This is a genomic window from Novosphingobium sp. (genome assembly GCF_037133355.1).
In the GTDB taxonomy this organism is placed as follows: domain Bacteria; phylum Pseudomonadota; class Alphaproteobacteria; order Sphingomonadales; family Sphingomonadaceae; genus Novosphingobium.
Window position 1 is genome coordinate 57,209 of sequence record NZ_JBAXOI010000007.1, and the last position, 22,056, is coordinate 79,264.

The 22,056-nt window shown below is 65.9% G+C and carries 21 protein-coding genes; 10 read left to right on the forward strand and 11 right to left on the reverse strand.

Annotated features, from left to right (window positions below; genetic code table 11):
* The first annotated feature begins 99 nt into the window (after window positions 1–99).
* The 4 genes from WCL10_RS09005 (at window position 100) to WCL10_RS09020 (ending at window position 4,658) form a co-directional block, all read left to right on the forward strand.
* Entirely contained in the window at window positions 100–1,317 is a 1,218-nt protein-coding gene (locus WCL10_RS09005; RefSeq protein ID WP_336895296.1) for a DUF3422 domain-containing protein, read from the forward strand.
* Between the two features lie 211 nt (window positions 1,318–1,528).
* Window positions 1,529–2,686, forward strand: coding sequence for an acyl-CoA dehydrogenase family protein (locus WCL10_RS09010; RefSeq protein ID WP_336895297.1), 1,158 nt, complete (start codon window positions 1,529–1,531; stop codon window positions 2,684–2,686).
* A gap of 258 nt (window positions 2,687–2,944) precedes the next feature.
* The gene (locus WCL10_RS09015) at window positions 2,945–3,370 is read left to right on the forward strand and encodes a CHRD domain-containing protein (protein WP_336895298.1); all 426 of its coding nucleotides are present in this window, start codon (window positions 2,945–2,947) and stop codon (window positions 3,368–3,370) included.
* A 25-nt stretch (window positions 3,371–3,395) separates the two neighbouring features.
* Window positions 3,396–4,658: a P1 family peptidase gene (locus WCL10_RS09020; protein WP_336895299.1), complete on the forward strand. Its 1,263-nt coding sequence runs from the start codon at window positions 3,396–3,398 to the stop codon at window positions 4,656–4,658.
* Window positions 4,659–5,061: 403 nt separating this feature from the next.
* On the opposite strand, the gene WCL10_RS09025 is transcribed toward WCL10_RS09020, so the two are convergent.
* Window positions 5,062–7,836, reverse strand: a complete 2,775-nt coding sequence (locus WCL10_RS09025; RefSeq protein WP_336895300.1) for a TonB-dependent receptor — start codon at window positions 7,834–7,836, stop codon at window positions 5,062–5,064.
* A gap of 206 nt (window positions 7,837–8,042) precedes the next feature.
* Between WCL10_RS09025 and WCL10_RS09030 the strand changes: the two genes are divergently transcribed.
* Both WCL10_RS09030 and WCL10_RS09035 read left to right on the forward strand, forming a co-directional pair.
* On the forward strand, window positions 8,043–9,041 hold the full coding sequence (locus tag WCL10_RS09030; RefSeq protein ID WP_336895301.1) for a cyanophycinase: 999 nt from the start codon (window positions 8,043–8,045) through the stop codon (window positions 9,039–9,041).
* Window positions 9,042–9,633: 592 nt separating this feature from the next.
* Window positions 9,634–10,116 (forward strand): hypothetical protein, encoded by a 483-nt coding sequence (locus WCL10_RS09035; protein ID WP_336895302.1) that lies wholly within the window; start codon window positions 9,634–9,636, stop codon window positions 10,114–10,116.
* Between the two features lie 261 nt (window positions 10,117–10,377).
* Here the strand turns inward: WCL10_RS09035 and WCL10_RS09040 are convergent, their stop codons facing one another.
* The 5 genes from WCL10_RS09040 to rlmN form a co-directional block, all read right to left on the reverse strand.
* Window positions 10,378–11,592 carry an argininosuccinate synthase gene (locus tag WCL10_RS09040; protein ID WP_336895303.1) on the reverse strand — a complete coding sequence of 405 codons (1,215 nt, stop codon included), beginning with the start codon at window positions 11,590–11,592 and terminating at the stop codon, window positions 10,378–10,380.
* A 98-nt stretch (window positions 11,593–11,690) separates the two neighbouring features.
* Window positions 11,691–12,560 carry a calcium-binding protein gene (locus WCL10_RS09045; protein WP_336895304.1) on the reverse strand — a complete coding sequence of 290 codons (870 nt, stop codon included), beginning with the start codon at window positions 12,558–12,560 and terminating at the stop codon, window positions 11,691–11,693.
* A gap of 194 nt (window positions 12,561–12,754) precedes the next feature.
* Window positions 12,755–13,993: a cyclopropane-fatty-acyl-phospholipid synthase family protein gene (locus WCL10_RS09050; RefSeq protein ID WP_336895410.1), complete on the reverse strand. Its 1,239-nt coding sequence runs from the start codon at window positions 13,991–13,993 to the stop codon at window positions 12,755–12,757.
* Window positions 13,994–14,091: 98 nt separating this feature from the next.
* Entirely contained in the window at window positions 14,092–14,463 is a 372-nt protein-coding gene (locus WCL10_RS09055; protein WP_336895305.1) for a glycine zipper 2TM domain-containing protein, read from the reverse strand.
* A 157-nt stretch (window positions 14,464–14,620) separates the two neighbouring features.
* Window positions 14,621–15,886 carry a 23S rRNA (adenine(2503)-C(2))-methyltransferase RlmN gene (gene rlmN, locus WCL10_RS09060; RefSeq protein ID WP_336895306.1) on the reverse strand — a complete coding sequence of 422 codons (1,266 nt, stop codon included), beginning with the start codon at window positions 15,884–15,886 and terminating at the stop codon, window positions 14,621–14,623.
* 111 nt (window positions 15,887–15,997) lie between these two features.
* Between rlmN and WCL10_RS09065 the strand changes: the two genes are divergently transcribed.
* A complete protein-coding gene (locus tag WCL10_RS09065) occupies window positions 15,998–16,522 on the forward strand; it encodes an outer membrane beta-barrel protein (RefSeq protein WP_336895307.1) in 525 nt (174 codons plus the stop codon).
* 6 nt (window positions 16,523–16,528) lie between these two features.
* On the opposite strand, the gene WCL10_RS09070 is transcribed toward WCL10_RS09065, so the two are convergent.
* Genes WCL10_RS09070 through WCL10_RS09085 form a run of 4 tightly spaced genes read right to left on the reverse strand, consistent with a single transcriptional unit; the run spans window position 16,529 to window position 18,028 of the window.
* Window positions 16,529–17,017: an invasion associated locus B family protein gene (locus tag WCL10_RS09070; protein WP_336895308.1), complete on the reverse strand. Its 489-nt coding sequence runs from the start codon at window positions 17,015–17,017 to the stop codon at window positions 16,529–16,531.
* The gene (locus tag WCL10_RS09075) at window positions 17,014–17,217 is read right to left on the reverse strand and encodes a hypothetical protein (protein ID WP_336895309.1); all 204 of its coding nucleotides are present in this window, start codon (window positions 17,215–17,217) and stop codon (window positions 17,014–17,016) included. The genes WCL10_RS09070 and WCL10_RS09075 overlap by 4 nt, the downstream gene beginning before the upstream one ends.
* Window positions 17,217–17,399: a DUF4169 family protein gene (locus WCL10_RS09080; protein ID WP_336895310.1), complete on the reverse strand. Its 183-nt coding sequence runs from the start codon at window positions 17,397–17,399 to the stop codon at window positions 17,217–17,219. Before WCL10_RS09080 ends, WCL10_RS09075 begins: the two co-directional genes overlap by 1 nt.
* On the reverse strand, window positions 17,399–18,028 hold the full coding sequence (locus tag WCL10_RS09085) for a histidine phosphatase family protein (RefSeq protein WP_336895311.1): 630 nt from the start codon (window positions 18,026–18,028) through the stop codon (window positions 17,399–17,401). Before WCL10_RS09085 ends, WCL10_RS09080 begins: the two co-directional genes overlap by 1 nt.
* 319 nt (window positions 18,029–18,347) lie before the next feature.
* On the opposite strand from WCL10_RS09085, the gene WCL10_RS09090 reads away from it, so the two are divergent.
* The 3 genes from WCL10_RS09090 to WCL10_RS09100 all read left to right on the forward strand — a co-directional run bounded on the left by WCL10_RS09090 (window position 18,348) and on the right by WCL10_RS09100 (window position 21,481).
* Complete coding sequence (locus WCL10_RS09090) at window positions 18,348–18,812, forward strand: cupin domain-containing protein (protein WP_336895312.1); 465 nt, start codon at window positions 18,348–18,350, stop codon at window positions 18,810–18,812.
* Between the two features lie 97 nt (window positions 18,813–18,909).
* Window positions 18,910–19,383, forward strand: coding sequence for a TspO/MBR family protein (locus WCL10_RS09095; protein WP_336895313.1), 474 nt, complete (start codon window positions 18,910–18,912; stop codon window positions 19,381–19,383).
* Window positions 19,384–19,492: 109 nt separating this feature from the next.
* Window positions 19,493–21,481, forward strand: a complete 1,989-nt coding sequence (locus WCL10_RS09100) for a serine hydrolase domain-containing protein (protein WP_336895314.1) — start codon at window positions 19,493–19,495, stop codon at window positions 21,479–21,481.
* Window positions 21,482–21,484: 3 nt separating this feature from the next.
* On the opposite strand, the gene WCL10_RS09105 is transcribed toward WCL10_RS09100, so the two are convergent.
* Entirely contained in the window at window positions 21,485–21,970 is a 486-nt protein-coding gene (locus tag WCL10_RS09105; protein ID WP_336895315.1) for a GreA/GreB family elongation factor, read from the reverse strand.
* Window positions 21,971–22,056: the final 86 nt, after the last annotated feature.

Sequence of the window (22,056 nt, forward strand, 5' to 3'; positions counted from 1 at the left end):
GTGTCAAGCAATCTGGACTATGCGCCTTGTAACAGCAAGTGTGCTGTGAAAGACTATGCCCACACCGCTCGCGGCCGGAAGGGAGTGCTTGAAGTCATGTTGAACGAGCACAAACTCCGGCGCGAGATCGTCGGCGAAATGCATTTGCGCCGCTGGCCGCCGATTTCCCCGCCGATGACGATTGTCCAGATCCTGCGGCTCGGTGCGTCTGAAGGCCTGCCACCCTTTCGCGACGGCCCTGCTTTTGCCGCTGAACCCGGCCAGCGCCATATGCAGGGCATTCTGGCGGACGGCCTGCTTTTCACGTGGGAGCGGCACAGCGAAGCGACCACGCTGACGGTCTTCGCCCGCCCCGATGCGCCATTGCTCGGCGAAGCCCGCGCTTGGGCGGAAAGCGCGCCGGGCGAAGTGCTGCGCGCAACGCTCATTGATATCGAGGCCGATGCGGCGGCGGCGGCGGCACGCATGGCCCAATTCGAAGTCGATCCGGCGGAACTCGTCTGCTGCGATTTCGGCGGCGGCGCACGGCTCAGCTCCGACTTCCGGATCAAGGACGAAGGCTATGGCCGGCTGGTCGTCGCGGCGGGCCAATTGGGCCCGGTCGATCTTGCCCGCGCTGTGCAATCGCTTCAGGAACTGGGCAACTATCGCAACATGGCGCTGCTCGGCCTGCCGGTCGCGCGCCAGTGCTGGGGCAAGCTCGATGCCGCCGAGGAGGAGCTGCGCGCGTTCGGCCGCCGGCTCGATTCGGCGGATACATCCGACAACGAACTGCTCGATGCGCTCTGCGCGATGTCCTTGGAGCTCGGCGCCATCGCCAGCGATTCGCGCTACCGTCTGAGCGCAACCGCCGCCTATGCCCGGCTGGTCGACGAACGCCTCGCAACTCTCGCGCCTGTCGCGATCCCCGGTTTCGCCAGCCTCGCCGATTTCACCCAGCGCCGCTTCCACCCCGCGATCCGCACCTGCGAGACGGTGGTGCGCCGCCAGCAGGAACTCGCCGAGCGCTCCGCCCAGCTAACTTCGCTGCTGCGCACCCGGATCGAGACGCGGATCGAGGATCAGAACGCGCAGCTTCTGAAGTCCCTGGAAAGCGCCACGCGCACGCAGCTTCGCCTCCAGCATCTCGTTGAAGGCTTCTCGACGGTCGCCATCACCTACTACGCCGTCTCGCTCCTTGCCTATCTCAGCGGCGGCCTGTCCCTCTTCGGCGTGCACGTGGAGCACGATCTGTTCGCCGCCATGGTGATCGTGCCCGTGTTCATCATGCTCTACGTCTATCTCCGCCGCGAACGCAGCCGCCTCGGCGGGCACTAAAGGACACGCCTCACCATCTCGTCACCCCGGACTTGATCCGGGGCGCCGCTTCGTTTCGCCGGCGCGGGGCCAAAAGCGGGACCCCGGGTCAAGCCCGGGGTGACGAAGAGAGTCCCTGCCACTAGCACATTTGCACCTCAGGACCCGCTTTACGGCGCCTGAAAGGCAGGCAATAGCCATGCCCCACAAGCGTTTGCGGGAGAGCTGAGCGATGGCCGAAGACGAAACCTTTGCAGACCTGCGCGAAGCGGTGCGCAAGCTTTGCGCGCGCTTTCCCGGCAGCTACTGGCAAGCGCTCGACCGGGACCGCAAGTACCCCACCGAATTCGTGACCACGCTGGCCGAGGAAGGCTGGCTCTCCGTCCTGATTCCCGAAAGCTACGGCGGCTCCGGCCTCGGCCTCTCGGCGGCGACCGCCGTGCTCGAGGAAGTCCACCGTTCGGGGTGCAACGGCGGCGCCGCCCACGCGCAGATGTACACCATGGGCACCCTCCTGCGCCACGGCTCGCAGGCCCAGAAGGACCGCTACCTCCCCGCCATCGCGCGCGGCGATCTGCGCCTCCAGGCCTTCGGCGTCACCGAACCCACCAGCGGCACCGATACCACCCGGCTCACCACTTTCGCCCGCCGCGACGGCGATCGCTACATCGTCAACGGCCAGAAGATCTGGATCAGCCGCGCCGAACATTCCGATCTCATGGTCCTCCTCGTGCGCACCACGCCGCGCGACGACTGCGCGAGGCCGACCGAGGGCATGAGCGTCCTCCTCGTCGACATGCGCGAGGCCTTGGGCAATGGCCTCACCATCCGCCCGATCCGCACCATGCTCAACCACGCCACGACCGAACTGTTCTTCGATGATCTCTCGGTCCCTGCGGAAAACCTCATCGGCAAGGAAGGCGAGGGCTTCCGCTACATCCTCTCCGGCATGAACGCCGAACGCATCCTCATCGCTTCCGAATGCATCGGCGACGCCCGCTTCTTCATCGACCGCGCCACCGCCTACGCCAAGGAGCGCTCCGTCTTCGGCCGCCCCATCGGCCAGAACCAGGGCGTCCAGTTCCCCATCGCCCGCGCCTATATCCAGACCACCGCCGCCGCCCAGATGGTCGCCGATGCCGCCGCACGCTTTGATGCGGGCGAGGGCGCCGGCACCGAGGCCAACATGGCCAAGCTCCTCGCCTCCGAAGCCTCATGGTTCGCGGCAGACATGTGCGTCCAGACCCACGGCGGCTTCGGCTTTGCCGAGGAATACGACATCGAACGCAAGTTCCGCGAAACCCGCCTCTATCAGGTCGCTCCGATCTCCTCGAACCTGATCCTCAGCCACGTCGCCACCCACGTGCTCGGCCTGCCCAAGAGCTTCTGAATTGGTTTCTCGCAGAGGCGCAAAGGAAGCAGAGAGCGCAAAGGCGCCGCGCCAGCCAGCTTTCTTGCCAGCTGGTTGAAAATCACGCGCGGCTGCGCCGCAAGGAGCAACCTCTCTGGGCCCTCTGCTTCCTCTGCGTCTCTGCGAGAAACCCCTTTATCTTGCACCCCCGCCAGCGAGGCGTAGGATCGCCCCACAGGCAAAGCCCGGCGCCGAGTCAAACGCCGCCGAGAGCGCGCCATCACAGGAGATGATGCCATGACCAGATCCCTGATCCTCACCGCAAGCGCCGCCGCCCTCGCGCTCGCCCCCGTCGCCGCCGCGGCAGAGACGGTGGTGCTCACCGCCAACCTCTCCGGCGCCAACGAAGTCGGCGGCGGCGCCCCTGATGGCAACGGTGCCTTCCGCGTCGAGATCAACACCGAAACCGGCGACTTCTGCTACACGCTCTACGGCGAGAAGATTGCCGCCCCCACCATGGCGCACGTGCACACCGGCGCCGCCGGCACAAACGGCGGCCCCGTCATCACCATGGACGTCACCGGCAAGGGCAGCGACATGTGCATCGCGGTCGAACCCGACAAGCTGAAGCCCATCGTTGCCAACCCTGCGGGCTTCTACGTGAACATCCACACCGCAGACTTCCCCGGCGGCGCGGTGCGCGGACAGTTGACCAAGGGGTGAGGCTACCCGCTCGAAGGGAACAAGCATGAAGGCAGGTTTCGCGGCTCTCGCACTCGCACTCGGGCTCGGCGCCATGCCTGCCTTGGCCGAAGACCCATCGCCCCGCGCGCGCGATCTGGGCGTTCCCTTCGACGGCACCCCCGGGCCGCTCAACGCCATCACCGATGTCGCCGGCGTCGAAGTCGGCATGAAGACGCTGATTTCCGGTGATGGCCCGCTCGTCAAAGGCAAGGGCCCCGTCCGCACCGGCGTCACCGCGATCCTGCCGCGCGGCAAGGCCGATGGCCGCGCCGTCTTCGCCGGCTACTTCGCGGGCAACGGCAATGGCGACATGACCGGCACGCACTGGATCGAGGAAAGCGGCGTGCTCGAAACGCCGATCACGATCACCGGCACCGGCAGCGTCGGCGTGGTGCGCGATGCCACCTTCGCCTGGCTCGCGCAGCACCGCAAAGGCTTCTTCTGGTATCCCGTCTCCGCCGAAACCGCCGATGTCCCGCTCAACGACATGGCCGGCCAGCACGTCACCGCGCAGGATACGCTCGACGCGCTGGACAGCGCCAGATCCGGCCCCATCGCCGAAGGCAATGTCGGCGGCGGCACCGGCATGGTCTGCAACGGCTTCAAGGGCGGCACCGGCACCGCCTCGCGCAAGCTCGCGGCAGCGGAGGGCGGCTACACGGTCGGCGTCCTCGTCCAGTGCAACTACGGCTCTGCCAACGGCCTGCGCGTCGCCGGCATCCCCGTCGCGCGCGAGATGACGCTGCAGCCGCGCTGCGTCACCAAGCTCACCTCGCCCCCGCAACAGCTGTTCGGCATGACCGCCAAACTCTGCGATCCCAAGCGCGTCGCCATCGCCGATGCCCCCACCGAAGAGCACCGCGGCTCGATCATCATCGTGATCGCCACCGACGCCCCGCTCACCGCCGAACAACTCAAACGCCTCGCCCGCCGCGCCTCGGTCGGCCTCGGCCGCCTCGGCGCCATCGAATCCGACGGCTCGGGCGATATCTTCATCGCCTTCTCCACCGCCAACCCCGGCGCCGACGACGGCAACTGGGCCGAAGGCACCGAAAAACCCGCACCCATCGAGCGCCTGCGCAGCGCCGCGCTCAACCCCCTGTTCGAAGCCACCATCCAGGGCGTCGAAGAATCAGTCGTAAACGCCATGATCGCCGCCAAGACGATGACCGGCGCCGACTACTGGACCGTCTCCGCCCTCCCGCACGACCAACTGCGCGATGTGCTGCGCCGCCACGGGATGCTGAAGGAGCCGGCGGCGAAATAGGGGGGGCCTCAAGCCCCCTCCTCTTCAGAGGAGGGGGTTGGGGGTGGTGGCGTTCCGCGAAAGCCAAACCATCGGAAGAAAACCAACCAGAACAAGAGCCTCCGGCGGGCAAGGGCCACCGCCCTCGCACCCCAAAATCCCTCTCCATTTTTGCGAAGCACAAATGGGGAGGTGGCCCGCGAAGCGGGTCGGAGGGGTATGGCGGCTTGCGACCACAATCGGCCATTTGGACTAGCCACCTTGGATGTCCACTTCTGACGGAAGCCGCCGAATGATCAGCAGCCCATAACCGGCGCCAACTGAACTGTCCTGTACCGCTTTTACGGCTGACCGCGATCACTGGCGTCGTGGCCCTATGGCGCAAGACATGTGCGTTGAGCCCGCGGGGGCTGATGGCATCGTCCTACAGCGCCTTACCACCGAGCTTCCATGTGAGCTGGAGGTAGAAACTGCGCCCCGTGCTGTCGAACCAGCTGATGTCGTAATAGGGATAGCTGGCATACGTCGGATCGCGCACCGGCATCTGGTCGAACAGATTGGTCATGGTGAACGAGGCGCGCACGTGATCGGTGAAATCATACTGGAACGTGGTGTTGAACAGATAGCTCGCGCGGATGTAGGCGTCCTCGTCATAGTTGGGCAGCTTGCCGAGGCGGCGGCCCTCGATCGTCCACTTGGCCTTCTCGTAGGTCCATGCGATGCTCGCGGTGCTCTTGTCGCGCGGGATGTCGTAGCCGCTGTCGAAGGCGAACTTGTTGATGGTGGGATCGCCCGGATACTGGATGAAAGTGTGATCGAACACGTGGGTGTGCGAGGCTGACAACGCGAAAGTGCCGAAGCGTTCGGTGGGCAGGCGGGCGTGTAGCGCGATATCGATGCCGCTGGTGCGCTCGCGCGCGACGTTGACGGGATTGATCGCGACGGAATCGATCTGCCCGGTGAGCGCGCCGCCCGAAAAGCGTTTGATGCGCGCGATGGCATCGAGGCAGGTGGGCGATGTGGCATCGACCGGCTTGCCCGATTGCGTGGTGCCGATGCGGCAATCCGCTTCGGTGCGCAGCAGGGTATCAATGCTGAGATCCTGTACCTGGTTGTCGAGCTGCACGCGGAAGTAATCGACCGAAATGTCGATGTTGCGCACCGGCGCGAAGACCACACCGGCGTTCAGCGACTTGCTGGTTTCCGGCTGCAGCGCGCGGTTGCCATTGCGGTTGGCGACGATGCCGGTATCGGCATAGCTGCAATCGCCGATATCGGTATCGGGCTCCTCGGTGCGGCAGAGGTAGTAGTCGTTGGCCGAAGGGTGGGTGTTGCCGGGGCCGGTAAACACATAGTGCAGGTCAGGGGCGCGGAAGCCGGTGCCATAGGCGGCGCGCAGCAGCAGCGACTGCATCGGTCTGAGCTCTGCGCCCGCGTTCCAGGTGAACTTGCCGATGCGGCTGCCGGCAAAGGCGAACCGGTCGTAGCGTCCGGCGCCCGAAAGCTCGAGGAACTTCGCCACCGGAACGCGCACCTCGCCCCCCAGCGCCCAGTGCGTGCGGGTGCCCTTGCCGTCGCTGTCCTTGAGGCCGTAGTAATAGGTGGTGAGCGCTTTGGGATCGGGCTTGAGATCGTAGCCCTGCTTGCCCGCCTCGCCGATCAGCGCCACGCCGACGGGGCCTGCGGGGAGGTGGAACAGCGCCCCGTTGGTCAGCGTAACCGAGAAATTGTCGTTGTAGCTGCGCGGGTTGTAGACGCTGTAGACCGCGATGCTGTCATACTCGGCGCGCGTCAGCGGACGGTAGAGCCGGGCCGGATCGGCATTGAAGATCGGATAGCCGCTATCTGCATCCACGCCGATCTGCTTGCCTAGGAACAGCGCGTTGGCCTTGGTGGCGATGACCTCCGGGAATTCAACCACGGATTTGTATTCGCTGTGGTTGAAAGCGAGTTCGTAGTCCCAGCCCTTGAGCTTGCCGCGAATGCCGGGGGTGATGCTGAAGGTCTGCTGGCGGTTCTTCGTCATGGTGCGGGCAAAGCCGCCCGATTCCTCGGGCGTGAACTGGCGCGACCAATCATCGAGCCCACTGCTGAAGGCGTTGTAGAACGTGGAATCGTTGCTGCCGGCAGCGTCCTGATAGGACCACTTCTGGACGTCGGGCATGAGTTCGACCCGGCTGACGCCGAACTGCGCATCGAGGAAGAGGTTGGCTTTCTCCGACAGATCGAGCCCGGCCGAAAGGAAGGTGTTGAAACCCTCGCGCCGCGAGATGATCGTGCCATAGCCGATCGAGGTGTTGCTGCCGCAGAAATAGCCGGGGCCATAATCGCCCAGTGCATCGTCATAGGCGCCGTAGCGCGGGCGCGAGGCGTAGTATGTCGAGCCACCGTTCAGACCGGAGAGCCGGTCGCACGTGGCCTTGCCGGGATCGACGTATTCGTCGGCATCGGGATTGTAGCGCAGGAACACGCGCCGGGCGAGCGGCTGGGCGGTGGTGGGGTTGTCGGCCGTGCTGTCCTGAATGCTGCGCTGATAGGCCCAGAGCGGCAGCTGCTTCTGATATTCGACCCCGCCGACGAGGTGGAAATCGCCCGAGGTTACGCCTCCACTCGCGGTGAAGCGGTGTGATGCGCCGCCGCCATGCTCGGTATTGCCATAGCGGTAATCGAGCGTGATACCGTCTACCGACTTTGCCAGTTTGAAGTTGATCACGCCGGCGATCGCGTCCGACCCGTAGATCGCCGAGGCGCTGCCGCTGAGGACCTCGATCTGGTCGATCAGGCCGACCGGGAGGTTTGAGATATCGGTGAAGTTGCTGCGGCCCTGATAGGGCAGCGGGAAATCGGCGATGCGGCGGCCGTTGACGAGCACCAGTGTGTGATTAGGGCCGAGGCCGCGCAGATCGACCTGCTGCGCGCCGGGGGTGAAGCTGGCGCCGCTGAAGGATTGCTGGCTCTGCGTTTCGCCGCCATTCGATGTGAGCGCGCGCAGGATATCGGGCACAGTGGCATAGCCGCTGTCGCGGATCGACTGCGCGGTGAACACGGTGACCGGTGCGGGGCCTTCCTTGGCGATGCGCGGTATGCGGGAACCGGTGACGATGATCTCGCTGGCAGGATTGGCGGATAGATTGCCGGTTGTGGCGGCATCCGGCGCAGGGGTGACCTGCTGCGCCCGTGCAAGGTCCGGCAGGGCCATGGCCGTGGTGGCAAAACAAAGCGCGAGGGCAAGCCTCCGCCCGTGAAATCCAGTCATGCTATCCCCCCTGTTTGACGCTCCCTAACCCTTGGTAGCGTCTTCCACGCCCGGCTCAACCCCGAAAAGCGCCTTGCCGACGGGTGGCTTTGGCGGGCATGCCGCTCTATGCCGCGAGGGGGATGCGCGAGGGATTGAGGGGGGATATCGTGGACAAGGGACTATGGATCGCGGCGATGGCCTTGTCGGGCATTGTGCTTGCCCCCGCAGACTCGGCGCGCGCGAAGGTGCTCGAGGTCTATCTCGAAGGCGATCCAACCGGCTCCGCCCCCGCGCCGGTTTCGGGCGGTCTGCTGCTGATGGGCGGCGGCGATCATGATATAGACGCGATGCGCTGGTTTATCGCCAAGGCGGGGCACGGCCATATCGTGATCCTGCGCGCCTCGCTCCACGGCGAGGCCAGCACCGAGTTCTACAGCGAACTCGGTGGCGTGCTCTCGGCCGAGACGTTCGTCACGCATCGCCGCTCAGCCTCCTACAACAAGCGCTTGCTGGAGGCTCTGCGCAAGGCAGACGGCGTGTTCATCGCGGGCGGCGACCAGGCCCGCTATGTACGGCGCTGGCGGGGCACGCCGATTGCCGAAGCGCTCGACGCCCATGTCCGCGCGGGCAAGCCGCTGGCAGGGACGAGCGCCGGCCTCGCGATGCTGGGCGAATATCTTTATGGCTGCATGGACGGACATAGCCTGACCGGACCCGAGGGCCTTGCCGATCCCTATGGCAAGCGCACCACGATCGAGACGGATTTCCTCCACCTCGATCTGCTCAAAGGCGTGATCACCGACAGCCACTTCACCGAGCGTAACCGGCTCGGCCGCCTCTTTGCCTTCATCGCCAAGGCCCAGGCGAGCCGCCCGGCAGATGCCCCGCCGCTGATCGGTGTGGGGGTTGACGAAGGTGCATCGCTGGCGGTCGAGCCTGATGGGACCGGCCATGTCTATCCGACAGTGGCAGGTACGGGCGTCTCGATTGTGTCCGGTGCAGGAATCGGCCGCGTGAAAGTGGCCGGATCGTTGACAGCCGCGCGTGTGCGGGTGACTTTTGCTGGAGCGCAATCGGTCGTCCACTTGCCGGCAGGCGATGTCGATACGCCGGGCTGGGTGCGGGATTACAGCGCGGGCGGTGGGACGATCATGCAATTGCCTTGAAGGCGACCGTCAATCAAAAGTGCTTGGCATCTGCTCAATGTCGGCATCTGGCAGGATCTGCCGATCGAAATGACGGTTGGAAGCGGCCGCAAAGTCCCAAAATTGGTCGACCCCCATACCGCCACACCCCGCCCCATAAATAACAGACACGTCTGTTATTTATAAACCGCTGTCCTACAACCACCACCTTGCGGCATGAGGCCCGCATGCCCCGCGAATCCAACGCAAATCCGCCATTCCGCGCCCCGCCTCGGCAGGGCCGCAGGGGCCACGCGGGGGCTGACATTTTGTCCTCTGGACCGTGTCAACCGTGTCAACCCCCCGCCGCCGCGACAACTCCGCGCCGCCAGCCTGGGCCCCAAAACCAAATGGGGGCCGGCATTGCTGCCGGCCCCCACTGTCGCCGCTGCTGGCACTCTGGCTTTCCAGCGCCTGAGCTCACCGCGTCCATCCGCCGTTCCCTGCCCTTCAGAGCCCCCACCTTGCGGGAAGGGTTCGTCCGGTCTGCCTTTCATTCCCGGCCGTCCCGCTGGGCGGGCTTGCCGTTCCTGTCCGGGCGCCTGGTACTGCGGCGTCCGCAGTTCCTGACCGCATGGGCCTGGCAGTCGCTGGTGCCGTTGCCGCCGCTCCCGCGTTGCCGCGTTTGCCGCTGCTGCTGGCGTGTTGCCTTCTTGCGCTCCTTCGGGCACCGCTCCCTCTGGCTCCTCGCTTTCGCGCCTTGCCTTCGGACGGATCCCCCAAGGGGAAAAAGGGCCCTTCCGCGCGTCTCGGCGTGCTGCCCCTCGCGTCCGCCTCTGCCGGCTTCGCCCCCGGTCTTGCGACCATCGGCCTTGCCGCATCAGCCTTGCTTCGGGACGCCGTTCCGGCATCCGGAACCGGTCCTTCCGGCTTGCATTTCGCCTCTTCCAGAGCGCGCCTCAGCACGCTGGAAATGGTTTCATCGCAAACTTTCCGTTCCGATCCGATCGAGAAATTTCCGCCCTTAAATCAGTGCCTTGCGGCGCTTTTCTCAGGCTTCGTTTCCCTCTCGACAAGACAGATGCTGCGCTTCGGAGGTGAGTCGCACAAGCAGTAAAATGCGAAGTTATCCACAGGCAGCACACTTGCTGGTGGACAACTTCGCAAGCTGCGGAATTGGCTTTGTTTTAGATTTGTGACGATTCGGTTTGAGCGGGGGAAGGGGTTCTCGCAGAGGCGCAGAGGAAGCAGAGGGCGCAAAGAGGGTGTGCCGGATTTTCCGCTTCAATGGCCGACAGCGGCCGCCCTTGTGGGGGCCTGCGGCGCTACTCTCTGCGGTCTCTGCTTCCTCTGCGTCTCTGCGAGAACCCTCTTCCTCTTACCGCCCCCGCTGCGCCAGCAACCGCAGCCGGAGCGCGTTGAGCTTGATAAAGCCCGCAGCGTCCTTCTGATCGTAGGCGCCGGCGTCGTCCTCGAAGGTCACGTGGCGCTCGGAATAGAGGCTGTCCGCCGACTTGCGGCCGACGACCGAGGCCTGGCCCTTGTAGAGCTTGAGGCGCACGGTGCCGTTCACCCGCGCCTGGCTGTGGTCGATCGCGGCCTGCAGCATCTCGCGCTCCGGGCTGAACCAGAAGCCGTTGTAGATGAGCTCGGCGTACTTGGGCATCAGCTCGTCCTTGAGGTGCGCCGCGCCGCGATCAAGCGTGATGCTTTCGATGCCGCGGTGCGCGCGGGCATAGATCTCGCCGCCCGGGGTTTCGTACATGCCCCTGCTCTTCATGCCGACGAAGCGGTTTTCGACGAGATCGAGCCGGCCGATACCATGCTTGCGGCCCAGCTCGTTGAGCGCGGCAAGCAGCGTGGCGGGCGACATCGCCTCGCCATTGAGCGCGGTGCCGTCGCCCTTCTCGAAGTCGATGGTGATGTATTCGGGCTCGTCCGGCGCGTCCTCGGGATTGACGGTGCGGCTGTAAACGTAGTCCGGCGTCTCCTGCCACGGATCCTCGAGCACCTTGCCCTCGGACGAGGTGTGGAGGAGGTTCGCGTCCGTCGAGAACGGGCTTTCGCCGCGCTTGTCCTTGGGCACCGGGATCTGGTGCTCTTCCGCCCAGGCGATGAGCGCGGTGCGGCTTGTGAGGTCCCATTCGCGCCACGGGGCGATCACCTTGATGCCCGGCTCCAGCGCATAGGCCGAAAGCTCGAAGCGCACCTGGTCGTTGCCCTTGCCGGTGGCGCCGTGCGCGACGGCGTCGGCGCCGGTTTCGCGGGCAATCTCGATCAGGCGCTTGGAAATGAGTGGGCGGGCGATCGAGGTGCCGAGGAGGTAATCGCCTTCATAGCGGGCATTGGCGCGCATCATCGGGAACACGAAATCGCGCACGAATTCCTCGCGCAGGTCGTCGATGTATATGTGCTCGGGCTTCACGCCCATCAGCTCGGCCTTGGCGCGGGCAGGGGCGAGTTCTTCGCCCTGGCCGAGATCGGCGGTGAAGGTCACCACCTCGCAGCCATAGGTCACCTGCAGCCACTTGAGGATGACGCTGGTATCGAGACCGCCCGAGTAGGCGAGGACGACGCGCTTGATATCGGACATGGCGGCACTTCCCGTGGTCAGGTGCAAGGATTGCCGCGGCGGCTAGCAGGGCCGCCGCGCGCGCGCAACCGCCCGGCTGGCCTTGAAGCGCCCCAAGCTCAGAGGATCAGGTTTTCGAGCCCGATGATGGTGGGGACGCGGATCTCCAGATCGGCCACGCCGTCGCCGTTCACATCACCACTGATCCAGCTGAACGCGTAGCCGTCTTCCCCGGCGCCGATGAAGCCGCGCAGAAGCCAGAGCTCGCCGGCCTCGCCGGTGGGACCCGCGACGAGCGTGAAGTGCTGGGTACCGGCCTTCGTGCTGTCTGCATCGACGGCGGACAGATCGATCAGGTCGTGCCCGCGCGGGTGGGCAGGGTCATAGGCGCGGAAGTTGTCGTAGACATCGAGCGCACCGGGCGTCGAATCCGCTGCCGACGTATAGATGAACCGCCAGCTTCCGGCGGTGCCATTCTGGAAATGATCGATCCCGCCGCCGCCGGTGACGCGCGCAGGGCCATCCGAGGAGAAGTCATCGTTGCCGGCACCGCCGTCCAGACGGTTGCGGCCCGCGCCGCCTGCCAGCACGTCGTTGCCATCGCCGCCGGACAGCACGTCGTTGCCATTCCCGCCGACGAGCACATCATTGCCGTCGCCGCCTGAAAGCCGGTCAGCCGCGTCGCCGCCGACCAGAGTATCGTTGCCTCGGCCGCCAATCAGGATATCACGGCCTCCATTGCCGACCAGCGTATCGTTGCCGTCGAGCCCGCGGATCGTCTCATCCGTGAGGCTGCCGGTGATCGTGTTGCCAAGCGCATTGCCGGTGAGCATGGCGCGGCGCCCAGCGGCGTCGCCGTCGGTGACGACAAGATCGGTGGCGTTTCGGCCGAGCCGGTAATCGATGCCGGGCGCGACGTGAACAGGACCAGTCAGGGCTGCGGCGGCAAGAACACGATGCGGAACGGCAACGGACGACGAGCGGGGCATCGGTCAATCTTTCATGGCGAAGCAATGCGCGGGATCGTTGGTGCCAGCGCGGCCGATTGCAACAATCTGTTCGAGGCGCGGCGCGCGGAGATGTCTCACCTTGCGACAGGCGGGCTATCTCCGTGCGCGGCAATTCCGGGAAAGGTCCCGCAAGGGGACGAAACCCGCACCACCGCTTGACCGGCGAGGCCTACCTAGCTCTGCCGTGCCGAGCGGTAGCCGAGTTCGGCCGCGTTGATGTAGTTGCGCGTCAGCGGCAGAGCATCGCGATTGCGCACGATCTGCAGCTGGAAGTTCACCAGATCGGCATGCTCGAAGCCCGTCGCCGCGCCGGCCAGATAGAACTGCCACATGCGGAAGAAGCGCGCGTCGTAGATGCGGGTGATGGTCTCTTCCTGCTCGGCGCAGCGCTTGTACCATTCGCGCAGGGTGAGCGAATAGTGGCGGCGAAGGATCTCGCAGTCGGTCAGCATGAGCTTGCACGGCTCGATCCCGCGCATCGTCTCGCTCAATGAGGGGATGTAGCCGCCGGGGAAAATGTACTTGCGGGTGAAGTCGTCGGTGATGTTGGGCGGCCCGGCGCGGCCGATGGTGTGGAGCAGCATGACCCCGTCTTCGCTGAGCAGATCATGGCACTTGCGGAAGAAGGTTTCGTAATTGGGCACACCGACATGCTCGAACATGCCGACCGAGACGATGCGGTCATAGGGACCGGCTTCGTCGCGGTAGTCAGTCAGGCTGAAGGTCACCTTGTCGGCCACGCCCTCGCGCTCCGCCCAGGCCTTGGCATAGCCGATCTGCTCCTTGCTGAGCGAAATGCCGTGGATCGCCGCGCCCGAGATCTTGTGGAGATGAAGCGCAAGCCCGCCCCAGCCGCAGCCGATATCAAGCACACGCATGCCGGGCTTCAGATCGAGCTTGGCCGCGATGTGGTCCATCTTGGCGAGCTGCGCCTCTTCCAGCGTCGTGATGCCTTCGTCCCAATAGGCGCAGGAATACTGGCGCGCGGGATCGAGGAAGAGATCGTAGAGCCGGTCATCGAGATCGTAGTGGTGCGCTACATTGCGCTTCGAGGAGCGGCGCTGGTTGATCTGGTCGAGCCGGCCGGTGATCGCCACTCGCGCCTTGTCGAACAGATTGAGGTTGTCGAGGTCTCCGCCCTTGTCCCACGGATTGTTGCGGCGGATGAAGCCGACGAAATCCATGATGTCGCCGTTCTCGATCGTGACGCGGCCATCCATGAAGCATTCGGCCATGCCCAGGCTGGGATTGCGGGCGATTGCGCCGGGAACGCGCGCATCGTGGAGGCGCAGGCCCAGATCGGGCCAGCCCGGGGTCGCCGTGCCATAACGGCGTTGGCGCCCGGAGGCCTCCGTGAGAATGAGGGTACCCTGCTTGACCAGGCGGCGCAGAGCGGCATCGAGCAGAACCATGGACATGGACAGGACCTCGTTGACCGGTTGATCTCTGTACAGGGCTATGGCGCGCTGTTGCGGCGCGGGCAAGCCACGCGCCGCATAAGACCCATGCTTCAGCGGCAACGCGAGCTGCTGCGGTCGATTTCGCGGCCGAGCAGCGCGCCGCCGACGGCGCCAAGGAGCGTCCCGGCTGTGCGGTCGCCGCGCGTGTCGATCGTTCGGCCGACCAGCGCCCCGCCGACCGCGCCGATGACGAGGCCGGTCGTACCGTTGCTGCGCTTGCAGTAGTAGCGCCCGTCGCGGCCACGCCAGACCCGGTCGTTCTGTGAGATCGGGCGGGGCTGCACATAGCGGCCTTGCTGGTCGTACTGTGCGTTGTGGGCACGGCGGCCATGGGCGGGCGCCCATGAGGGCGGATCGGCGAGGGCAGGCGCTGCGCCAAGCGCGGCTGCGGAGAGGGCGGCTGCCATGATGAACTTGTTCATGGGCGGGGATCCTTTCGGGTTTGCAGCCGGGTCGGCTGCATGTGCCGGACAACGCTGCAAGGTGCAGGCCCAACCCAGCATGAACGCGGCCGCAAAGGCGACAGGACGTCGTGAGGGTGCGATGAAACGCGGCGTTCCGGCGGAAACCCTGAGGTCTCTAGCCGAGAGCAGCCTGCTTTTCCTCGGCAAGCCGGTCGAGTTCGGCGCGGCTCTTGCGTTCGGCCGCGGTCTTGAGCTGTCCGCAGGCGGCATCGATATCCCGGCCGCGCGGGGTGCGGACGGGCGCGGAAATCCCCGCATCGAACACGATCTTGGCAAATCGCTTGATCCGCTCCGGCGTGGAGCATTCATAGGGCGCACCGGGCCAGGGATTGAACGGGATGAGGTTCACCTTGGCGGGCAGATCAAACTGGCGCAGCAAGCGGACAAGCTCGTGCGCGTCGCTGTCCCGGTCGTTCTTGTCCTTCAGCATCACGTACTCGAATGTGATGCGCCTTGCGTTCGAAGCGCCGGGATAGTCCGCGCAGGCCTGCAGCAGTTCCTCGATCCCGTACTTGCGATTGATCGGCACGATCTCGTCGCGCACGTCCTTGGTCACGGCATGGAGCGACACGGCAAGATTGACGCCGATCTCCTCGCCCGCGCGGGCCATCATCGGCACCACGCCGCTGGTCGAAAGCGTGATGCGGCGCTTCGAGAGCGCGAGCCCGTCGCCGTCCATCACCACCTTGAGTGCATCGCGGACGTGGTCGAAATTGTAGAGCGGCTCACCCATGCCCATCATGACGATGTTGGTGAGGAGGCGCCCGTCGGGGGTGTAATCGGTCGCTTCCTCGTCATCCCCGTCATCGAAATCTAGCCCGGCCATCGAGCCGCGCGGCCATTCGCCCAGCACGTCGCGGGCGAGCATGACCTGGCCGACGATCTCGCCCGGCGTCAGATTGCGCACGAGGCGCATCGTGCCGGTGTGGCAGAAACGGCAGTTCAGAGTGCAGCCAACCTGGCTCGAGACGCAGAGCGTGCCGCGCGTGGCATCAGGGATGAACACCATCTCGAAATCGTGGCCATCGGCGGTTCGCAGCAGCCATTTGCGCGTGCCGTCATTCGAAACCTGCGCCTCGACCACATCGGGCCGGCCAATCACGAAGCGCTCCGCCAGCCAGGGGCGCATGGTCTTGGCGATATCGGTCATCGCTTCGAATTCGGTCACGCCGCGATGATACAGCCAGTGGAACACCTGCTTGGCGCGCAGCTTGGCAGCCTTGGCATCGAGTCCCGCTTCGCCCAGCAGCGCGCCAATCTGTGCGCGACCGAGCCCGATGAGGTCCACCCGCCCGTCGGCACGCGGGGTCACGTCACGAGGGACGGGCACGGGATCGATGTGTCCCGGGATCGGCATCGGCACTATCTGCATCGCGCGCATATAGGGCCAAGCGGGCGCCTGCGCAAACAGGGGCGAAACTGTGGCGGTGTAACGCGCGGCGTGGTCGGGGCGAACAAGGCAGCAGTTCCATTTTGCCAAGGTTCCTGTTTCATGTTCCGCACCGCCCTTGCCGCTGCCGTCCTCTTTCTCGCCGGTGCGTCGCCCGCGCTTGCCGATCCCACAGGACTGCGCACCACTGCGCTTGCCGGTGTCGAGCGCACCGATGCCGCACCAGGCAGCGGGGCGAGCGATGGGCTCTACCTTGGCGGGCAGCTCGGCTACGACTGGCGGCTCGGTCCGGTGATCGTGGGCGTCGAGGGTGACCTTGGCGGCTCGAGCGCCTCGCAGCTTGTCGGTTCGCGCCAGGCCGACCAGGGCGTGTTCGCCTCGGCCGCCGTGCGAATTGCGGTGCCGGTGACCAGCAGTCTGCGCGGCTTCGTGCGCGGCGGATATGCCTATCACGAGGTGACTTATGACACAGGCCGCGCCTTCCACGGCAGCGGCTGGACGTTGGGTGGAGGCGGCGAGCTTGATGTGACGCAGCGCGTTTTCGTGCGCGTTGAATACCGCTATTCCGACTACGGTCGGACGGTACGCGGACAGCAATTCCTCGGCGGAGTCGGCCTGCGGTTCTAGGTTCTTCTAGTTCTGGGCGCAGCCAAGGAGTGCAGCGTCCATGGCCGAGGCGGCTCCGGCGAGAACGTAGGTATCGCTGAACACGCGGCCGGCGGCGCTGCGGGCGGTGACGGTCATGGTGCTGGCCGAGCGCATCGCGGCGACGATGGCGGCATCCATCCGCCGGTCCGCCGCCCAGGCATCGGCCGCACCGGCGACGAGCGCGAAGCGTTGCCCTCCGACCGATAGCGTGACCGCACTGCCCGGGCCAAGGCGGCGCGAGAGGCGCACGTGGACTTCGCCGCGCATGCCGCGCCGTGGCCAGTTGCCGACAGTGAAGTAGGGCTGGAACTCGTTCTCGCGCCCCTCGACCTTGTCGGCCATGGCGATGGCGTAGCAGCGCGGCACCCCGGCATCGGCGAAGGCGCCCCAGGAGTTCCAGATGCCGAGGCTGTCGCGCGCCATGGCGGCGGGGGCGGCGCAAAGCAGCGCGGCTGCCATCAGGGTCCGCTTCATGGATCGACCAGATCGAGATAAGCGACCACGTCGTTGTCGGTCGCAATGAACAGGCCGGCCTGGATATCCTCGTCCTGCTGCGCGGCGAGGTGGAGCGCGTCGGCGAGAGTGCCGTAGAGCAGCGTTTCAGCCGCGCCGCCTTCGGGGCCGTCGCTGAGGTGATAGAGCCGAACGCTGACGCTTTCGCTGACCGTGCGCATCAGTCTTCCCGTTCCCGCCGGGCGCCGTCGAGCAGGCGAGCGGCGCGGGCGGCCTCCGCACCGGTTGCCTCCCGCTCGGCCCTCGTGCGGCCATGCGCGGCGCGGTTGGTCGCGGCCTCTGCCTCCCTGGCCTTTCGCGCGGCGGCCTTGCGGGCGAGGCGCAGGTTGACGACTTCGCCCATCAGGCGTGCTCGCTGCCCCGCTCGGCGCCAAACAGCACCGTTTCGCGGCCATCTTCGACCAGCGTGATCGAGCCCTGCACCAGCGAGGGGGCAATGGGCGCGCCGAGTTCGGGATGCATCGGGTGGCCCGCCATTATCCCGCGCAGCACACGGCTGGAAATGCCGTGCATGACGACGACGTGATCGCCGCCTGCATCGCCCACTTCGGCAAGCCAGTTCGCAAGTCGCGCGGCGATCATCGGGTAGTCTTCACCGTCGGGCGCGGGGCGCAGGAGATGATCGGCGATGACGATGGGGCCGACTTCGGCCTCGACATCATCGTAAAGCCGGCCGCACCACGAACCCATGTCGATCTCCTTGAGATCATGGGTGCGCTTGGCGGAGAACCAGTCGATCTCCAGCTCATGCGCGATCATCGCCGCGGTCTGCAGCGCGCGGCCCGTTTCCGAAACGTGCAAGCTGACAGCAGGCGAGGGGCCAAGCTCCGCGCGCAGCGCCCGGCCCATCGCCAGCGCCTGCTCGACCCCCAATGCGGTAAGGGGCGTGTGGATGTGGTTCGCCTGGAGACGGCGGGCGGCGTTGTAGACCGTCTCGCCGTGGCGCATGATGAAGAAACGAGGGCTGGCCATGGTGCGCGTGATAGCCTGACCGGGCGCCAAAGGCGAGGGGTGAGGGCGCGTATTCATGGCGCTGGGTGCGGTTCGAACATCATGTCGGCCTGCGCGGCACCGCGGCGAGATCGCGCGGAATGGCGACGTCATCCATGAAGCCTTGGTGCAGGGCCTGATCGTCAACGAACCGGCGGTGGGGTATCGCCTGGCGCTTCCAACCCCCCGGTAGAATGGCAGCACGCCGAGGGCGAAACAGGGTTTGTCGCGGGGCGGTTCGGTGTCATCAGAGAGGCATTGCCGCGATCGTCCATCGCCGCAGGCCAGCGAGGAACCAGACATGATGCGTGTTTTTGCCCTTACCGCGCTTGCAGGCCTCCTGATCGGCGCCGCACCGCCGGATTTCCGGATCGTACCGGCCGAAGAGGTGCATTGGGTGGCCTTGCCGGACACCCCCGGGGTGGAAAGCGCGCTGATTGCGGGCAATCCCTCGCAGCCGGGGACCTATGTGATCCGGGTCAAGTTCCCGCCGCACGTGATGGACCGCCCGCACAGCCACAGCCGCGACCGCTATGTGACCGTACTGCAAGGCCACTGGTACGCGGGAACCGGACCCGATTTCGATCCGGCAAAGGCCCTGCGGCTGGGGCCGGGCAGCTTCATGTATCACCCGGCCGGCGGCGTGCACTGGGACGGTTCAAACAGCGACGAGACAGTAATCGTGCAGATCATCGGCGAAGGCCCGCTGACGAGCGCCGATGTCGATCCTTCCAAGCCTTCGTGGGTGGTTTTGAAGACGCCCTGAGGTCGAATTCCCGGCGAAACCGAATACCCCTGTCCCGTCGACCGCTAATCTGGCACGGTGCCGGAAATTGCCCCTCCCGCACGATCGGCCCCTCCCCATGCTATCAATCCCTGTCCTTGTCGCAGCCGGCGGCGCGATAACGCTCGCCGTGGTGGGCGGGCTGATGACGCCGATCGGGCCCTGGTATGCGAATTTGCGCAAGCCGGGGCTCCAGCCGCCGAACTGGCTGTTCGGGCCGGCATGGACGGTGATCCTGGGGCTGGCGGCGTGGTCTGCGGCGACGGCGTGGGACGCGGCGGTTGATGATGCGGCGCGCATGAGTGTCGTGATCCTGTTCGCCACCAATGCGCTGTTTCATCTCCTGTGGAGCCCGCTGTTCTTCAAGCTTCGGCGGCCGGACTGGGCCTTGATCGAGGTCCCGTTCCTCTGGGCCTCGCTGGTGGCGCTGGTCGTTGGCCTCTGGCCGATCTCGCCCTTCGCCGCGAAGCTGATCGTGCCCTATCTGCTGTGGGTTAGCTTTGCTGCCTGGCTCAACTGGGCAATCGTGAGGCTTAACCGGCCGTTTGGCTAAGGCCGGGCTGGACGCCGGATCGGTTGCTTCCGGCTCTTTTCAAGCCGTGCGGTGAGCGGCATACCCTTCAGACTTGGTCCATGAGACCTGGGCGGGCGAGGGAGAGCTTATGCGCAAATGGATTCTGATCGCGGCACTGGCGGGGATTTCGCCGGTGGCCATGGCACAGGCCGCACCGGCCGCGCCTGCCGTGGCGGCTTCCACCGACATGGCCGCGACCGGTCCGGGCGGCAGCACGTTCATCCTGCCGGCGGGATGGCGCGCGGATACGGCGGGTAAGGTGCTCACGCTGAGCCCGCCCGAGCCCGATTTCCGCCTCGTGATCGTCGATGTCGGCGCGGCGGCCGATGCCAAGGCGGCGGCTGCGGCGGCCTGGGCGGCCTATGCGCCCGCGCGCGTGCATTCCTTCAAGCTGCTGACCACGCGTCCCCCGCGCAACGGCTGGGACGAGACGGGGGTGATCGATTACGAAACCTCCCCCGGCGAGCATCTGGCACAAACCGCGATCGCACGCCGGCGGGGGACTGCGTGGACTGTGCTGATCATCGACGGCAGCGAGGCGACGTTCGAGAAGCGCGCCGGTGCGGTCGGCCAGATCGTGCCAAGCCTGCGACCGGCGGGCTACGCGCGGGAGAGCTTTGCCGGCAAGACCGCGAACCCGCTCGATGCGGCGCGGGTGCAGGGGCTGCTCGATTTCGTGAAGCGCAATGCCGATGCCATGCATATCCCCGGCGTGGGGCTGGCGTTCTATGCGGGTGGCAAGATCGTCTACGAAGGCGGCGTGGGCGTGAAGGAAATAGGGAAGCCCGATCCGGTGGGGCCGCATACCCGCTTCATGATCGCCTCCAACACCAAGAGCATGGCCACGCTGTTGCTGGCCGAACTGGTGAGCGAGGGGCGCCTGCGCTGGGACCAGCCGGTGACCGAGGTCTATCCGGCGTTCCGGCTGGGCAGCGATGCGACGACGAAATCGGTGCAGATCCGGCACCTCGTCTGCGCGTGCACCGGCTTGCCGCGCAAGGATCTGGAATGGATCTTCACCACCACCGCGCAGACACCCGCTTCGGACACCTTCCGGCAGCTTGCGCTGACCGAGCCGACCAGCAAGTTCGGCGAGGCATTTCAGTACAACAACCTGATGGCATCGGCGGCCGGGTATATTGCCGGTCACATCTACTATCCGGACATGGAACTCGGCGCGGCGTTTGACTGGGCTGTGAAGGAGCATGTCTGGCAGCCGCTGGGCATGGCTGATTCAACCATGACGATGGATGAAGCACTGGCGGCGGATCACGCATCGCCGCACGGGGACGACCTGTCCGGCAAAACTGCGATAGAGCCGCAGGACCTCAACCGCACGATTGCGCCGTTCCGGCCCGCGGGCGGGGCGTGGTCATCGCCGCACGACATGATCCTCTACATGAAAAACGAGCTGGACGAGGGCGCTCTACCGAAGGGTGGGCGGCTGCTTTCCGCAGAGGCGCTGCTGGCGCGGCGGGCGCGGGGCGTGCCGGTGGCCGAAGACCACTGGTATGGCATGGGGCTGATGGAGGACGCGAGCGCGGGCGTTTCGGTGATTCACCACGGCGGCGATCTCATGGGCTATCACAGCGAGATGTTTGCCATTCCTTCAGCGGGCGTGGCGGCAGTGATCCTGACCAATGGGGAGAACGGGCCCTATTTGCGCCGGGTGTTCCAGCGGCGGCTGCTCGAAGTGCTCTACGATGGCCAGCCCGAGGCGCAGGGCGATGCCGATGCGATTGTGAAGCGCATCGCGGCGGAACTGGCCGAGTACCGTTCGAAGATTCAGCTGCCCGCCGATGCCAAGGTGATCGGCGCCTTGGCCGCGAAGTATGTCTCGCCGGATCTGGGCACCTTGCGGCTGGTGCCGGAAAAGGGCCAGGTGCGCGGCTTCACCCAGGCGTGGAATTCGTTGATGACGACGCGGCGCAACCAGGACGGCACGGTTTCGCTCGTTTCGATCGATCCGGGCTGGATTGGCGATGGCGGCGATATGGTTCTCGGCGTGGCGGACGGCAAGCGCACGCTGACCGTGCGCGACGGACAGCACGTCTATGTGTTCACCGAGGGTTCGTGAGGATCAGCGCGCCGGGTAGGTGATCGCGATCACTTCCCATTCCTTTTCGCCGCCGGGGAGCGTGACCTTGCGCAAGTCTCCCACCCGCGCGCCGCGCAGGGCGCGGGCGATGGGAGCGCTCCAGCCGATGCGGCGAGCGGTGGCGTCCTGCTCGTCATCGCCGACGAGCGTGAGGGACATGCGGTTGTCGTCCTCGTCGGCGATCTCGACCGTCGCGCCGAACAGCACGCGGGTCTGGTCCGGCTGGCCTGCCGGGTCGATCACGCGCGCGGCCTTCATGCGCTTTGCGAGGAAATTGAGCTCGCGGTCGATCTCGCGCATGCGCTTGCGGCCGTAGAGGTAGTCGCCGTTTTCCGAACGGTCGCCGTTACCCGCGGCCCAGCTCACAATCTCGACGATCGCCGGGCGCTCGGTGCCGAGCAGGTGGTCGTAGCGTGCGCGCAATGCGGTCATGCCGGCGGGAGTGATCGGATTGCCATCGGGTTGCATTGTTTGCGGTCTAGCCGGGGATGGGCCCGCGGGGAAGGTTGCTCCGCTGGTCTGCACCGCCTAGGGCTGCGGCCAACCCTGCTCCG